Below are 15,058 nucleotides of genomic sequence, written 5' to 3' on the forward strand. Positions count from 1 at the left end.
TTTATTTCCCGTGTTTGCTCGGTTGCCAAAGTGTCGCTTCGCCCTCGACGTGGCCGGCGAAGCGCGTGTCCAGTCCCAGGTAAAACACGTGGGGCTGGGTACCCTGTTCAGGCTTGAGCACCTTCACCTTGTTCTCGCTGAGCAGCTGATGCACCATGCTGTCCGGATCATTCAGGTCGCCGAAGATGCGCGCGCCGCCCACGCAGGTTTCCACGCAGGCCGGCAGCAGCCCTTCATCGACCCTGTGCGCGCAGAACGTGCACTTGTCGGCCTTGCCCGTCTCGTGGTTGATGAAGCGCGCATCGTAGGGGCAGGCCTGCACGCAGTAGGCGCAGCCCACGCAACGGTCGCCATCGACGACGACGACGCCATCCTTGCGCTGGAAGGTGGCGCCCACGGGACAGACGGGGATGCAGGGAGGATTGGCGCAGTGGTTGCACAGGCGCGGCAGCATGTAAGTGCCGCAGCGGTTCTCTTCCTTGACTTCATAGGTCGAGACGACGGTGCGAAAGCTGTTTTCCGGCACGGCGTTTTCCATGATGCAGGAGACCGTGCACGCCTGGCAGCCGATGCATTTCTGCACATCGACCACCATCGCCCAGCGCTGGCCGCCTTCGCCCCTGGTGGCGGCCTTGCCTGGCAGCGGCGCGATGGCCGCCCCAATGGTAACGGCGGGCAAGGCGCGCAAGAAACTGCGGCGCGATTCGATCATGACACTCTCCTTGACGATGGGCGGCAAGCCCTTGTTGACTTGCTGCCATGATAGAAAAGAAGTTGCCGTACGGATATTGGGGTGATCGTGCGGGGACCTAGATGATCATGCCAATTGACAGGATCGACAATGCGGAGTAGGTCGGATTAGCGGGGCCGCCGAGGCGCGCCAGCGCGTAATCCGACAACATTGTTGGCATGAAGTGTCGTGGTATCGCGCAGACATGTCGGATTACGCTGCGCTAATCCGACCTACGTCAGATTCCCCATGACCGCTTGCATAGGCAGGTCGGGTTAGCCGGCACGGCGTAACCCGACACGCAGCGTCGCGCGGGCAGGTCAGTGCCCGCAGTGACCGTTACAGCTCGTCGAGCGAATACAGCCGGCGATGCTCGCGGATCGCGTAGCGGTCCGTCATGCCGGCGATATAGTCGGCGATCTTGCGCGCCTGCTTTGTCACATCATCGCCGCTGATCTGATAATCGGGCGGCAGCAGGGCCGGTTCGGCCATGAAGCTGTCGTACAGTTCGCGCACGATGCGGCTCGCTTTGACGCGCATGCGGTTGACCTGGTAGTGGCGGTACAGGTTCGCGCGCAGGAAGCGTTTCAGGTCTGTCGCATCCTTGCGCATGGCGTCCGAAAAACGGATCAGCGGCGGACTGGCGCGCACTTCGCTGACGTCGCGCGGCGCGGCGTCGAGGATCAGGGCATTCGACGTGACGATCAGATCGTCGGCCAGGGCCGTGATCAGGCGTCGCAGGGTTTCGTAGATGGCGCGCCGGCCCGACAGGCCGGGAAACGCCTGCTGCACGTCGCGCCACAGGCGGCCGAAGAATTCCACCTCTTCCAGCTGCGCGATGGTGATCAGGCCCGAACGCAGGCCATCGTCGATATCGTGGCTGTTGTAGGCGATTTCATCGGCCAGGTTGGTCAGCTGCGCTTCCAGGGTCGGTTGCGTGCGGTCGATGAAGCGCTGCGCCACGGGACCGAGTTCGCGCGCATGCGCGAGCGAGCAGTGTTTTAATATGCCTTCGCGCGTCTCGAACATCAGGTTCAAGCCATCGAAGGCGCCGTAGTGCTCTTCCAGGGTATCGACCACGCGCAGGCTTTGCAGGTTGTGCTCGAAACCGCCGTGCGCCTGCATGCACTCGTTGAGCACGTCCTGGCCCACGTGGCCGAACGGCGTGTGGCCCAGGTCATGCGCGAGCGCGATGGCCTCGACCAGGTCTTCGTTCAGGCGCAGGTTGCGCGCGATGGAGCGGCCGACCTGCGCCACTTCCAGGCTGTGCGTCAGGCGCGTGCGGAACAGGTCTCCCTCGTGATTGAGGAAAACCTGGGTCTTGTATTCGAGGCGGCGGAAAGCCGAGGAATGGATGATGCGGTCGCGGTCGCGCTGGAACTGGCTGCGCGAGGCGTGCGCCGCCTCGGCAAAGCGACGTCCCTGCCCCTGTGCCGAATGGGCGGCATAGGGGGCTAGCCATCCTTGGGCGAGGACGTCTTCCGGCGTCATGGCTATTGCACTCCGGCGGCCAGGGTGGCCAGCACCAGTTCGTGCGGCGCGGACGTGATGCACGGGCTGCCCAAGGGTTTCAACAGGATGAACTTGATGGCGCCGCCCTCGTTCTTCTTGTCCACTTCCATCAATTCCAGCCAGCGCTCGACACCGAGGTCCGGCGCCTTGACGGGCAGGCCGGCGGCGGCGACGAGTTTGCGCACGCGCTCGACGGCCGCCTGGTCGATATAGCCCATGCGGCACGACAGGTCGGCCGCCATCACCATGCCGCAGCCGACGGCTTCGCCGTGCAGCCAGTGACCGTAGCCCAGGCCCGCCTCGATGGCGTGGCCGAAGGTGTGGCCGAAGTTCAGGATGGCGCGCAAGCCGCCTTCGCGCTCGTCCTGACGCACGACGTCGGCCTTGATTTCGCACGAGCGGGCGATCGCATAGGCGAGCGCGCCCTTGTCGCGCGCCATCAGCTTGGCCATGTTCGCTTCGATCCAGTCGAAAAACGCGGCGTCGATGATGGCGCCATGCTTGATCACTTCGGCCAGGCCCGCCGACAGCTCGCGCGCCGGCAGGGTTTCCAGGGTCGAGGTGTCGGCGATCACGACGCGCGGCTGGTAGAAGGCGCCGATCATGTTCTTGCCCAGCGGGTGGTTGATGCCCGTCTTGCCGCCGACGGAAGAATCGACCTGCGCCAGCAGGGTGGTCGGCACCTGCACGAAGCCGATGCCGCGCATGTAGCTGGCCGCCGCGTAGCCGGTCAGGTCGCCGATCACGCCGCCGCCCAGCGCCACCAGCGTGGTCTTGCGGTCGCATTTATTGGCCAGCAGCGCATCGAATATCTGCATCAGGCTGGCCCAGTTTTTATATTCTTCGCCGTCCGGCAGGACGATGCAGATCACTTCGCGGCCATCGCTGGCCAGCGCCGCCTGCAGGCGGCCCAGGTACAGCGGCGCGACGGTGGTATTGGTGACGATGGCCACCTTGTGGCCGCTGATATGGCGCAGCAGCGCATCGGCGTCGGCCAGCAGGCCGGGACCGATGGCGATCGGATAACTGCGTTCGTCGAGGTCTACGCTCAACAACATTTTGGATTGCTCGTTCATCGAAGGCTCTGCATGAATGACGCAGTTGGGCGAGGCCTCGCATTCGAGACTGGCCAGCTGCATCAGGATGGTCTGAACCATCGATTGTACGTTAGGACGGCCCGTGTCGATCACAATGTCGGCCACTTCCATGTAATGGGGCTCACGTTGCGCCGTCAATTCTTCCAGCTTCTTGCGCGGGTCGGCCGTCTGCAGCAGGGGGCGGTTCTTGTCGTGGCTGGTGCGCGCCAGGATGTTGCTGACGCTGGCGCGCAGGTACACGACCGTGCCCCGCTCCTTCAGGTAGGCGCGGCTGTCGGCGTTGAGGATCGCCCCGCCGCCCGTGGCCATGACGATCCCTTCCTGGGCGCTCAGGTCGCGGATGACCTCGGCCTCGCGCCGGCGAAAGCTGGCCTCGCCCTCGATCTCGAAGATCCACGGGATGGTCGCTCCCGTGCGTGCCTCGATTTCGTGGTCGGAATCGACAAAGCGCAAGCCCAGCTTGCGGGCCAGGATGCGCCCGATCGTGGTTTTGCCTGCGCCCATGAGGCCGACAAGAAAGATATTACTGTTGGAAATTTCGGACACTTTTTATATCAATCAGAAAATAAGCAGGCGCCGCCTCTACGGCGCCCGTTTCCCCTTACGTCAAGGACAGGAGAATGTCAGTCTAAACGGGTAACTGGTGGCGTTACCCAGCGGCGTCGTCACTGTTACATTAAACGTGCTGACCACATTCGCTACACAATTTGTCGGCGTCAGACTGTTAATTGTAACGGCATGCCGGCCTCCCTGGTTACCTTGAATGTTGCCTCCGGTACGGTCATCCACGCCAAGCGTGTTGTGCGGATAGATATTTTGTATGCTGTCCGGAGTAATGGATCCAACGCCATTGATCATATTCGTAATCGCGACCGTGGTCCCAGAGGGCATGGGGTTTTGATGCAAATCGCTGAATCTCAAGCTGAATTGACGCACTGCAGCGGCTGAAACGCTTCCAAGATCATAGGTGCTGCGATCCAGGCTTACCTGGGCCGACTGATCGAACAGCATGACATTCTCGGGACGGCTGCCGCTCAGGAAGATGGCGATCTTCGCGAACAACGTCTTGTTGCCGTCCGAAGTGCTGGCGCAGACGGTAGCAAGACCGGGCCACAGGCTGTCGGCCGTGCCGCCATTGCTGACATCATTGCAGGGCGTGACAGGTGGATTGGTCGCCACACGCGGGTTCTGGCTGCGGAAGTCGACCGAGCAGCCACCATTCATGGTAGTGCAGCCGCCCATGCTGGACGAGCCGATGGCGCCCAAATTGCTCTGAAATACCACCGGCGTGCCGTCAGGAACAGGGTTGCCCGCTTGGTCTGCCAGCAAGATAGTGACGGTCGTGGCAGGGGTGCCTAAGGGGCTGTCATACGACCAGCCTTCCACGCTAGACTTGACGGAGCTGAGCGAAAACGCCGTTTGCACAGGCAAACCCGTCGTTACTAGGATGGAATCGGACAAGGTGGAAATGCCAGAGGCCAGGCTGGCCTTAACACGGAAGGTGGTCGGGGTGTTGCCGGAATTCACGGTGGTGATGACGTCACCATTGGCATCCGTGGTGTCTTTCACTTTATTGAGCGTCATGCCAGGGCCGTTCAACAACGAAAACGTCACTTCCTGGCCGACCAGAGGTTTGTTGAAAGTATCGAATACGCGGAAAGTGAGCGTAGCCATTTCCGTGCGCGCTATGCCGCCCTGCCCTTGAATCACGATCGATTTTCCTACCGGACTGACGCTGGAAAATTGTACCGATGCCGGCGCGACGCGGCCGATCGGCAGCGTCGCGTGATACATGGAAGCGCTGCCCGCCACTGTGGCATTGACCATATCGTAGTCATTGCAACCCAGGTCGCGGAAAACAGCTGTGGCCTTGCCATTGACTACCGGCACGCCGCTGGTCACGCTAGCCTTGCCGGCCTGCACGCAAGTCGAACTGAAATTTACCGTCTGGCCTGATCCTGTGTACAGGCTGGTGCCAGCCATGACATCAACCGTGACGTTGGTGGTGCCATAGGCCGGGATGCTGGCGGGCGAAAACCGCATGTTCTCCGCACTCAGGTCGGTGGCTCCCAGCACATAATTGATCTGGCTGCTGGCAACGGCACCATTGGCCGTCGTGGTCGCCCGCAACGTGGCGGCGCCGCTGGCCGACAGACTGAAAGGACGCAGCGTTACGCTGGCCGTACCTGTCGCATCGGTCAGTGCCGTCCCTACCGATGGTGACATCACTGCCATGGTATTGTCAGTCGAGAATGCCACCAACACGTCGCTGATCGGTTTTCCGTTCAAATCGGTCACCAACGCCTTGGCCGTCAGCGGCATGGCGCTCGACAGCGCGTTACTGGCGCTGCCGCCATTGAGCAGCGCCAGTGTCATTTTGGCGCCCGATGCCTGGGCCGTTTTGATTTCATAACTGGCGTCGCCGGTGACCATAGCGGTGCCTGCCGCGACAGTGGCCGTCAGCTTGCCGGCACCGGTGACCGTCGCATTCAAGGCCGAGACGGTGATACTGGCATAGCCCTTGGCGTCGGTCAGCGCTGTGCCGTTGGTCGATGACAACGTTACCAGCGCGGGGTCGGCCGAAAACGTGACCACGGCATTGCTGATAGGAACGCCATTTTTATCGTTGACGAGCGCCTTGGCCGTCAGCGGCGTCGTGCTGCTCAATGCATTGCTAGGCTGGCCAGCGGCGTTCAACAGGCTCACCATGACCGTCGCGGCCACGCCGCCCGTCGTGCCGCCGCTGCTGCCGCCATCGAGGGTCGGATCACCGCCGCCGCCGCCGCAGGCGGCCAGCAAGGAGCCCAGCGCCAGCATGACCAGCCAATTCGATACCCTACTCCAAGAAGTATTGCCAAAAGAAAAATTCCGCATAGTCGCCATCAGTCCGCTTTCGTTTGCATTGTTACTTAAACGTAAAGATGTGACATTAACGTGTTGCTGGCCGATCTGCCACTATTTTCGGCGTAATAAACACCATCAGTTCCGTTTTTTCTTGACTGCGGCCCGTGCTGCGGAAAAAAACACCAAACACGGGGATGTCGCCCAGCAGCGGCACCTTGCTGTCCGTGCCCCGCTCCGATTGCTGATAAATACCGCCCAGCACCACCGTGCCGCCATCTTCCACCATCACTTGCGTGCGCACGTGCTTGGTGTCGATGGCGAAACCGGAGCGGGTTTCCTGCCCCACGCTGTCCTTGTTGACGTCCACTTCCAGCACCACGTTGCCGTCGGGCGTGATTTGCGGCGTCACTTCCAGACGCAGGTTCGCCTTGCGAAACGTGATCGACGTGGCGCCGCTGCTGGTGGCAACCTGGTACGGCAGCTCGATGCCCTGCTCGATCAACGCCAGCACCTTGTCGGCCGTCACCACGCGGGGGCTGGAAATGATCTTGCCCCTGCCGTCCGCTTCCAGCGCGGACAACTCCAGGTTCAGAAAGCGGTTGGCGGCGGCCGAAAACAGGCTCAGGGCGAAACTGGCCGGCTGCAAGCCGTTGATGCTGGCGGCCGGCAAGTTGACGAATTGCGTGTTCGGCACGAAGGCGCCGCTGCCCGCCACCGTTTGCCCCGTCGCCTCGCCCACGCCCTGATACGTGCCGCCGATGGCCGCGCGGCGTCCGCTGCCGCCCAGCGAAAAACCGGGCACCTGGCCCGCCGCCAGCCGCTGGTCCGTAAAACCGAGGCGCGCGCCCAGGTTGCGGCTGAAACTGTCGTTCGCCTCGACGATGCGCGCCTCGATCATGACTTGTCGGGTTGGAATATCCGTCTTGGCGATCAGCTGACGGATCTGTTCCAGGCGCGCCGGCACGTCGGTGACGAACAGCTGATTCGTGCGCGGCTCGATCAGCACGCTGCCACGGCGCGACAGCAGCCGGCTGCGCCCTTCCCCCGCGTCCAGGCCGAACACGGCGCGGAACGCTTCAGCCTTCTGGTAATTGAGCTGGAAGATGTTTGATTGCAAGGGTTCAAGTTCCGCGATCTGCGCGCGCGTTTCGAGCTCCAGTTTTTCGCGCGCGAGGATTTCCTCGCGCGGCGCGATCCACAGCACGTTGCCATTGCGCCGCATGTCCAGGCCCTTGGCCTGCAGCAGCACGTCGAGCGCCTGGTCCCACGGCAAGTCGCGCAGGCGCAGGGTTACATTGCCCGCCACGCTGTCGCTGGCGATGATGTTTTGTCCGGACGCATCGGCCAGGATGTGCAAGGCCGCGCGCACGCCCACGTTCTGGAAATCGACGGAGATTTTATCGCCCGCATACAGACGCGGCGCCGTCACCTGCACCACCGCCTCCTGGGCAAGGACACCGGCATGCAGACACAGCATGGCGGCCACGAGCATGCGGAGCGGCCTCATGGCGCCGCCTCGGGCAGGCTGGCCTTCGCCCCTGTCACCTGCAAGGCCAGGCTGCCGCGCCGCTCGCGCCAGGGGCCATCCGCCTCGCGCAGCAATTCACGGTACTGCACGGCCTGTTCACTGATGCCCGTCACCACACCGTGGTCTTGTCCCAGATACTGGCCAACGGCCACCCGGTACACGCGCTGGCCCGCCAGCAGCAGCGCGTTCAGGCGCCCGTCCTGTTGCACGCTGCCGACCATGGTGATGGCAGGCAAGGCCACGCTTTCCAGCGGCTCGCGCACGCGGCGCGGGTCCGGCCCCGCCACGCCCCCACGCTGTCCGGGCGCGGGCGGCAAGGCATTAAATGGATCGGCCAGGGCGGCCGCCTCGTAGGGATGCGGCGCGACAGCGGCAAGCGGGCGCCATGCCGGCGCACTGCCCTGTGAAGGCAATGCCGCTTGCGCCGCCAGCTCCCCCGCTTCGGGCAAACGATACGCCTGCAGCACGGCATCCAGGGTCAACAAGCGATCCTTGCCAAGGGTCAAGGCCAGCGCATGCACCGTGACGATGCGCGGCAGGCGCGCCAGGTCTGCCAGCAGCGCGCCCATGGCGTGGTAGCCGCCACGCAACTGTATCGTGATCGGCAAGGCGACATACGGCGCTTGCGGCCGCGCCGCGCCCGGCTTGAACAGTGAAAATTGCAGCCCGCGCGACCGGCCGGCGGCATTAATGTCCGTCAACAGCGCCGCCATCGCCTGCTGGTCAGGCAGTTGCTGTTCCAGCAGGGCCAACTCGGCGCCGGCCTGACGCTGCTCTGCACGCCACTGCGGCAACTGCTTTGCCCTGGCCTGCGCCGCCAGATAATCGGCGCGCAAGCGGGCTTCCTCACTGTGCGCCAATCGCACTGCAGCCATCAGTCCATCGAGCCATGTGGCATGCAGCAGGGCAGCCACCAGCATGCCGGCCAGCGCAGCGCAAGCAAGGCGCGCCGGCAGCGGCCACAGTGACGCGGTCTTCAAGCTCAGCATGATCAACCTCCACGACTAAGAGCCTATCCCAGTAGATGAATACATCTCTTGCAAGCGCCCCTCAGAAGCGGGGAGTCGTCGCGTGGCTCGCCACGCGTCCTCCTCGCGCCTTGTCCGCGCTCCTGATGTGCTGCCTGCAAAAGACGCTCCCTACTGGGATAGGCTCCAAGATTGTCCAGCGGGTGCCAAAGCCAGCCGTATCGTCCATTCCACGGCGCCATCGGCCGCGCCGCGCACTTCCATCACTTCCGGCCGGGACCAGGGCGCGGCCTGCTCCAGCGCCAATAATAGTGCCGCGACCTTTTCCTGCGAAACGGCCTGCCCTTGCAGGCGCACCATCGCCGTTTCCTGGCGCACACTGTGCAGGGCGACGCCAGACGGCATCGCCTGGGCCAGGGCCGCCAGCATGCGTACCCAGGCATTGCGCTGCGCTTGCAGACTAGCAATGGCTTGCTGGCGCAGCAGCAGGGCCGCCGTCTCGCCCTGCACGCGCTTGCCTGTGACAAGGACCGTATTGACTTGCTGCATGGCATGGCGCCAGCCCTCCTGGCGGTGCAACTGCACGTCGAGCTGGTGCTGCAGCCAGGCGCCCGCCGCCAAGGCCGTCAGCAATCCCAACAGCGCCCCGCCGGCCAATTGCCACAGCAGCCGCTGAATACGCCTGCGGCGTGCCGCCTGGCGATACGGCAAAAGATTGATGCATGGCACTTCCGCCACGGCCTTCATCGGGCGTACCGGTGCATGGCCAGGCCCCAGGCCAGTTGATAGTTCAGGCCGCCGCCGGGCAAGGCTTGCCAGCCGCCCTGCGCGAGCGCCGCCTGCAAGGCAAGCGCCTCGCTATCCATAATGACGGGCGTCAAGCCGGCCGCCTTGGCCGCATCGAGACGGCGCTGCACGCTGGCGCGCCGCGCCGCCACCAGCAGCACGTCGATCTCGCTGCCGGTCTGGCCGGCAAGCGGCGGCGCAGGGCCGAGAATGAAAAAATCCAGGTTGGCGTCTTCCAGCGCAAACGGCATGTATTGTCCCGCTTCCAGTTCCACGAGGATTTCCAGTTGTTCCTCCGGCAATCCGGCAGGCAGGCGGATCGCATGCGTGATCAGGGCCGTGGCCGGCATGGCCAGCGCCACGCGCGTGCAGCCGCTGCCACTGTCGCGGCATGCCAGGCGCACGGCGGCAGCCAGGCCCTGCAGATCTTCGATCATGCCCTCACGCATTACTCCTGCCGCCAGCGCGGCGCTGCCGCAATGCCGGCACGCCAGTGTTCCCCGCCGGCGTATCAACTCGACCACACGCACGGCGTCGTCCGCGATGTCGAGGCCCAGCAAGCCGGTGCCAAGAAGACTGCTGATGGACATGTTTTTCATAGAGAAACGTCAGCGTGGAAGGAAGTCCTGCCATCCGCAAGCCTAGTCCCGGCAGCGCTGGCTTGTAAACGGATTTCACGCTGGTGTCTGCGGCGCGCGGCGCCTATCTGGCGGGGCCGTGATCTGGCGCAGGATAATTGTTACCAAATCCTGGTTGCCAGCGGGCCAATACACGCTTATATAGAGTATCGGCAAGTTTCAACACTCCCCCGGCAAGCGCCACGGCGCGCTGCCACCCCGGCAAGCTCGCTTATAATTGGCCGGCATAATTAACCGAAAGACATACGACGCATGACATCTTCAAAATCCGCTGGCCCCGCTGGCTCGAAGCCGCCCACCAAGGGCAGCAAACCCAAACGTTTCCTGCTGATGGCCCTGGCATCGCTGCTGGGCCTGGGCATCGTCGGCGTGTTGCTGGTGGTCTTCGGCCTGGCCATGGCCTATCCGAACCTGCCGGCGCTCGATACCTTGACCGATTACAAGCCCAAGATGCCGCTGCGCGTGTTCACGTCCGACAGTGTGCTGATCGGCGAGTTCGGCGAGGAACGGCGCAACATGGTGCACATCAAGGATATTCCCGATGTCATGAAGAAAGCCGTGCTGGCCATCGAAGATGACCGCTTTTATGAGCATGGCGGCGTCGATTACCTGGGCATCACCCGTGCGGCCCTGCACAACCTGACGGGCGGCGCCAAGCAAGGCGCCTCGACCATCACGCAGCAGGTGGCGCGCAATTTCTTCCTGTCCAGCGAACAGACCTTGAAACGCAAGGCGTATGAAGTCTTGCTGGCATGGAAGATCGAGAAAAACCTCAGCAAGGACCAGATCCTCGAAGTGTATATGAACCAGATTTATCTGGGACAGCGTGCCTACGGCTTCGCCTCGGCCGCGCAAATCTATTTCGGCAAGAATATCCAGGATCTCACCGTGGCCGAAGCGGCCATGCTGGCCGGCTTACCGAAAGCGCCGTCCGCCTACAATCCCGTCGTCAATCCGAAACGCGCGCGCATGCGCCAGCAATACATTCTGCAGCGCATGGCGCAACTGGGCTACATCACGCCGGCGCAGTACGAAGAAGCGAAAAATGAAGAGCTGAAAGTGAAAACCGACAGCAGCGCCTTCGGCGTGCACGCGGAATATGTGTCGGAAATGGCGCGCCAGCTGGTCTACGAGCAATTCAAGGAAGACACCTATACGCGCGGCCTGAACGTCTACACCACCATCACCAAGGCCGACCAGGACGCCGCCTACATCGCCTTGCGCAAGGGCGTGATGGATTACGAAAAACGCCACGGCTACCGCGGCCCGGAAGCGTATATCGAGATTCCGAAGACCAAGGCCGAAGCCGATGACGCGATCGAGACGGAGCTGGCCGACCACCCGGACAGCGACGACATCATCGCCGCCATGGTGCTGCAGGCCTCGCCCAAGTCCATCCAGGCTGTCACCTCGGCCGGCGAGGAAATCACCATTACCGGCCCCGGCCTGACCTTCGGCGCGGCCTGGCTGTCGGAAAAAGCGGCGCCGAACCGCCGCATCAAGCGCGGCGCCGTGATCCGTGTCATGCAGGAAAACAACGCCTGGGTCCTGACGCAGATGCCGGAAGTGCAATCGGCATTCATCTCGGCCAGCACCACGGACGGCGCCATCCGCGCCATGGTGGGCGGCTTCGATTACAACCGCAACAAGTTCAACCACGTCACGCAGGCGTGGCGCCAGCCCGGTTCCGCGTTCAAGCCCTTCATCTATTCCGCTTCGCTGGAACGGGGCCTGTCGCCGGCCACCATCATCAACGATGCGCCCATCTCGTTCGACGCGGGCCAGACGGGCGGCCAGGCGTGGGAACCGAAGAACTACGACAGCAAATACGATGGCCCGATGACCATGCGCAAGGGCTTGATGAAATCGAAGAACATGATTTCCATCCGCATCCTGCACAAGATCGGCGCCAAGTATGGCCAGGAATACGCGACGCGCTTCGGCTTTGACGCGGACAAGAACCCGCCGTACCTGACCCTGGCACTGGGCGCCGGCAACGTGACGCCCCTGCAGATGGCGGGCGCCTACGCCGTGTTCGCCAACGGCGGCTACAAGATCAACCCGTACCTGATCGCCAAGGTGACCGACAGCGACGGCAATGTCCTGTCGCAAGCCAAGCCGGACCTGGCGGGCGAGGAAGCCAACCGCGTTATCGACGAGCGCAATGCCTTCATGATGAATAGCATGCTCAACGACGTCGTACGCTTCGGCACGGCAAACAAGGCCATGGCCCTGAAGCGCCCTGACCTGGCCGGCAAGACGGGCACGACCAACGATTCCATCGATGCGTGGTTCGCCGGCTACCAGGCCAAGCTGGTGGGCATCGCCTGGATCGGCTACGACCAGCCGCGCAACCTGGGCAACCGGGAAACGGGCGGCGGCCTGGCCTTGCCGATCTGGATCAGCTACATGGCGAAAGCCCTGAAAAGCATTCCCGTCGAGGAGCGCGCCGTGCCGGAAGGCCTGATCCGCGTGGGCGATGAGTACTACTATGCGGAAAATCCGCCGGGCACGGGCGTCGGCAGCCTGGAAGGCGCGGCGCGCGGTACGCCGGAAGAAGAAAAGGCGAAAGAAGCCGTGAAGAACGAGTTGTTCTGACGGCAGCGCATGGAGTAGGTCGGGTTAGGCCGCAGGCCGTCACCCGACACCACGCCGGCGCCAAATGTTGTCGGATTACGCAAGCAAAAAGGGCAGCCCATGCAGGCTGCCCTTTTTATTGCGCGCGGCTAAAACAATTACTTCAATACCACCGGTGCGCCCGCCTGCTCGCTGGCCATGCCGGACAAGGCCGTAAACAGTTCCGAGCCGTCGCGCGTGTTGATCCACTCGTCGCCCACGCGCTTGTAATGAAAACCGCCGGAACGGGCGGCCACCCACATTTCGCGCATGGGAGCCTGGCTGTTGACGATGATTTTCGTGCCGTTGTCGATGAATTCGATTTCCAGCACATTGCCGCTGCGGCTGCATTCGACGTCGAGCACGTCTTCATCGTTCAGCCGGTCCAGTGCCGCCTCGATCTGGGTCAGGGTGGCTTCGGCCAGGGCCAGGAATTCCGATTCGCTCATGCTACACTCCAAAGATCTTAATCAAACCGTGATTCTAATCGTGAAGTCATCCTCAGCGTTTTATATCGGCATCGCCATTGTGGTTTCTAGCGTCCTGGCCGGCTGCGGCCAGCCCGGCCCCCTGTATCTGCCCAAGCCGCCAGCGGCCAAGGGCGCACCGGCCAAAGGCCCCGTCGAACCGGCCCCCGTGCCGCCGCCGCCCGTCATCGTGCCGGCGACCTAAACGGAGCGCACCGGGGCGGCGGCATGCGCCGCCCTGGCAGTTTTGACACGCTTATTCCAGGCAAAAACCACGCGGATTAACAGCAGTAGCGCGACGATAGAGCCGAACAGGATCGGTTGCGCGAAATTGTGCTTGCCCGCCTTCATCCACCAGAAGTGCAGGATGCCGAGCGGCGCGATCACATAGATCAACCGGTGCAGCCACTGCCAGCGCTTGCCGCCCAGGCGCTTGACCATGCCGTTCGTGCTCGTCACGGCCAGCGGAATCAGCAACACAAAGGCAATAAAGCCCACCGTGATGAACGGCCGCTTGAGCACATCCTTCCACATTTCCTGCAGATCGAAAAAGTGATCGAACCATAAAAACGTGGTGAAGTGCAGCGCCGCGTAGAAAAACGCAAACAGGCCCAGCATGCGCCGCAGCTTGATCAGCCAATTCCATTGGGTGAGGCGCCGCAAGGGCGTCACCGCCAGGCTGATGCACAGGAAATACAGGGTCCAGTCGCCCGTGCCGCGCGTGATGAATTCCAGCGGCTCCACCAGTTGCCCCGTGTACGTCAGCCAGACCATGCGTGCGAACGGCAGCAGCGCCAGCAAAAAGATCAGGCTTTTCAGCAGCGACAACTGCCTGGTCGAGGGATTGAGGGCCATGGTCTTTCCTTAAAAGAACTTCTTCAGATCCATGCCCGCGTACAAGGAAGCAACATCGTTGTAGCCGTTGAACATCAGGGTCTTGCGCTTGCGCGCGAGAAAACCGTCTTCGCCGATGCGCCGCTCGGACGCCTGCGACCAGCGCGGATGATCGACGTTCGGGTTCACGTTCGAATAAAAACCGTATTCGGACGGCGCCGACAGGTTCCAGGACGTGCGCGGCTGTTCCTTGACGAAACGGATCTTGACGATGGATTTGGCCGATTTAAAGCCATATTTCCACGGCAAGACCATGCGCACGGGCGCGCCGTTCTGGTTCGGCAAGGTTTCGCCGTACATGCCCAGAGTCAGCAGCGCCAGCGGATGGTTCGCTTCGTCGATGCGCAAGCCTTCCGTATAGGGCCACTGCAGTACGCGGCTGCCCACGCCCGGCATCTGCTTCTTGTCGGCCAGGGTGATGAATTCCACGTACTTGGCATTGCCCGTCGGGTCGACCTTCTTGATGATTTCCGAAAAGGAATAACCGACCCACGGGATCACCATCGACCAGCCTTCCACGCAGCGCAGCCGGTAGACGCGCTCTTCCAGCGGCGCCAGCTTGAGCAACGCATCGAGGTCCAGGGTCATCGGCTTTTTCACTTCGCCTTCGATGCTGACCGTCCACGGCCGCGTGCGCAGGGTGCCCGCGTTTTGCGCAGGGTCGCTCTTGTCCGTGCCGAATTCGTAGAAATTGTTGTAGCTGGTGGCGTCTTTATAGGCCGTCTGCTTGTCCAGCGCCGAATAGGCGGGATTGAGTTTGGCTGCCAGCTTGGGATTCGTGCCTTGCGCGAAGGCTTCGCGGCTGGCCATTTCCAGCAAGGCCGCGCTGGACATCGAGCCCAGCGCCACTTGCTTGATGAAGCTGCGGCGCGATTCAAACACGGCGCGCGGCGTGATTTCGGAAGAGTACGGCAACTCAATGCCGTTGGGACTGCGCTTGATCAACATGGCGGCTCCGGAAAAAGGTGATTGGATATA

Annotated in this window: 12 protein-coding genes and 1 pseudogene; 2 read left to right on the top strand and 11 right to left on the bottom strand. The window is 62.6% G+C overall.

Annotated features, from left to right (window positions below; all coding sequences use genetic code 11):
• Position 1: 1 nt before the first annotated feature.
• The 8 genes and pseudogenes from dsrO to pilM all read right to left on the bottom strand — a co-directional run bounded on the left by dsrO (position 2) and on the right by pilM (position 10,055).
• Entirely contained in the window at positions 2–712 is a 711-nt protein-coding gene (gene dsrO, locus OX462_RS25950; protein WP_070221683.1) for a sulfate reduction electron transfer complex DsrMKJOP subunit DsrO, read from the bottom strand.
• A gap of 357 nt (positions 713–1,069) precedes the next feature.
• The gene (locus tag OX462_RS25955; RefSeq protein ID WP_409027370.1) at positions 1,070–2,221 is read right to left on the bottom strand and encodes a deoxyguanosinetriphosphate triphosphohydrolase; all 1,152 of its coding nucleotides are present in this window, start codon (positions 2,219–2,221) and stop codon (positions 1,070–1,072) included.
• Between the two features lie 2 nt (positions 2,222–2,223).
• Positions 2,224–3,843 carry a bifunctional shikimate kinase/3-dehydroquinate synthase AroKB gene (gene aroKB / locus OX462_RS25960; protein WP_409027371.1) on the bottom strand — a complete coding sequence of 540 codons (1,620 nt, stop codon included), beginning with the start codon at positions 3,841–3,843 and terminating at the stop codon, positions 2,224–2,226.
• A gap of 102 nt (positions 3,844–3,945) precedes the next feature.
• Positions 3,946–6,156: an Ig-like domain-containing protein gene (locus tag OX462_RS25965; protein WP_162995528.1), complete on the bottom strand. Its 2,211-nt coding sequence runs from the start codon at positions 6,154–6,156 to the stop codon at positions 3,946–3,948.
• 112 nt (positions 6,157–6,268) lie between these two features.
• Positions 6,269–7,594 (bottom strand): annotated as a pseudogene (locus OX462_RS25970) (type IV pilus secretin PilQ); the annotation flags it as partial.
• A gap of 92 nt (positions 7,595–7,686) precedes the next feature.
• Complete coding sequence (locus tag OX462_RS25975) at positions 7,687–8,700, bottom strand: pilus assembly protein PilP (protein WP_409027372.1); 1,014 nt, start codon at positions 8,698–8,700, stop codon at positions 7,687–7,689.
• 150 nt (positions 8,701–8,850) lie between these two features.
• A complete protein-coding gene (locus OX462_RS25980) occupies positions 8,851–9,426 on the bottom strand; it encodes a PilN domain-containing protein (RefSeq protein WP_121668330.1) in 576 nt (191 codons plus the stop codon).
• Positions 9,423–10,055, bottom strand: a complete 633-nt coding sequence (gene pilM, locus OX462_RS25985; RefSeq protein ID WP_162995526.1) for a pilus assembly protein PilM — start codon at positions 10,053–10,055, stop codon at positions 9,423–9,425. The genes OX462_RS25980 and pilM overlap by 4 nt, the downstream gene beginning before the upstream one ends.
• Before the next feature lie 300 nt (positions 10,056–10,355).
• Here pilM and OX462_RS25990 point away from each other — a divergent pair, with 300 nt between their 5' ends.
• The gene (locus tag OX462_RS25990) at positions 10,356–12,701 is read left to right on the top strand and encodes a penicillin-binding protein 1A (protein ID WP_230506602.1); all 2,346 of its coding nucleotides are present in this window, start codon (positions 10,356–10,358) and stop codon (positions 12,699–12,701) included.
• A 137-nt stretch (positions 12,702–12,838) separates the two neighbouring features.
• On the opposite strand, the gene cyaY is transcribed toward OX462_RS25990, so the two are convergent.
• The gene (cyaY, locus tag OX462_RS25995; RefSeq protein ID WP_070312499.1) at positions 12,839–13,168 is read right to left on the bottom strand and encodes an iron donor protein CyaY; all 330 of its coding nucleotides are present in this window, start codon (positions 13,166–13,168) and stop codon (positions 12,839–12,841) included.
• Positions 13,169–13,208: 40 nt separating this feature from the next.
• Here cyaY and lptM point away from each other — a divergent pair, with 40 nt between their 5' ends.
• On the top strand, positions 13,209–13,391 hold the full coding sequence (lptM, locus tag OX462_RS26000) for an LPS translocon maturation chaperone LptM (RefSeq protein ID WP_070221692.1): 183 nt from the start codon (positions 13,209–13,211) through the stop codon (positions 13,389–13,391).
• Here lptM and OX462_RS26005 read toward each other — a convergent pair.
• Both OX462_RS26005 and msrP read right to left on the bottom strand, forming a co-directional pair.
• On the bottom strand, positions 13,388–14,041 hold the full coding sequence (locus OX462_RS26005; protein WP_070312498.1) for a protein-methionine-sulfoxide reductase heme-binding subunit MsrQ: 654 nt from the start codon (positions 14,039–14,041) through the stop codon (positions 13,388–13,390). The genes lptM and OX462_RS26005 overlap by 4 nt on opposite strands.
• Positions 14,042–14,050: 9 nt before the next feature.
• Positions 14,051–15,028, bottom strand: a complete 978-nt coding sequence (gene msrP, locus OX462_RS26010) for a protein-methionine-sulfoxide reductase catalytic subunit MsrP (RefSeq protein WP_409027373.1) — start codon at positions 15,026–15,028, stop codon at positions 14,051–14,053.
• Positions 15,029–15,058 lie beyond the last annotated feature (30 nt).

The organism is Janthinobacterium aestuarii, assembly GCF_046113285.1.
GTDB lineage: Bacteria > Pseudomonadota > Gammaproteobacteria > Burkholderiales > Burkholderiaceae_D > Janthinobacterium.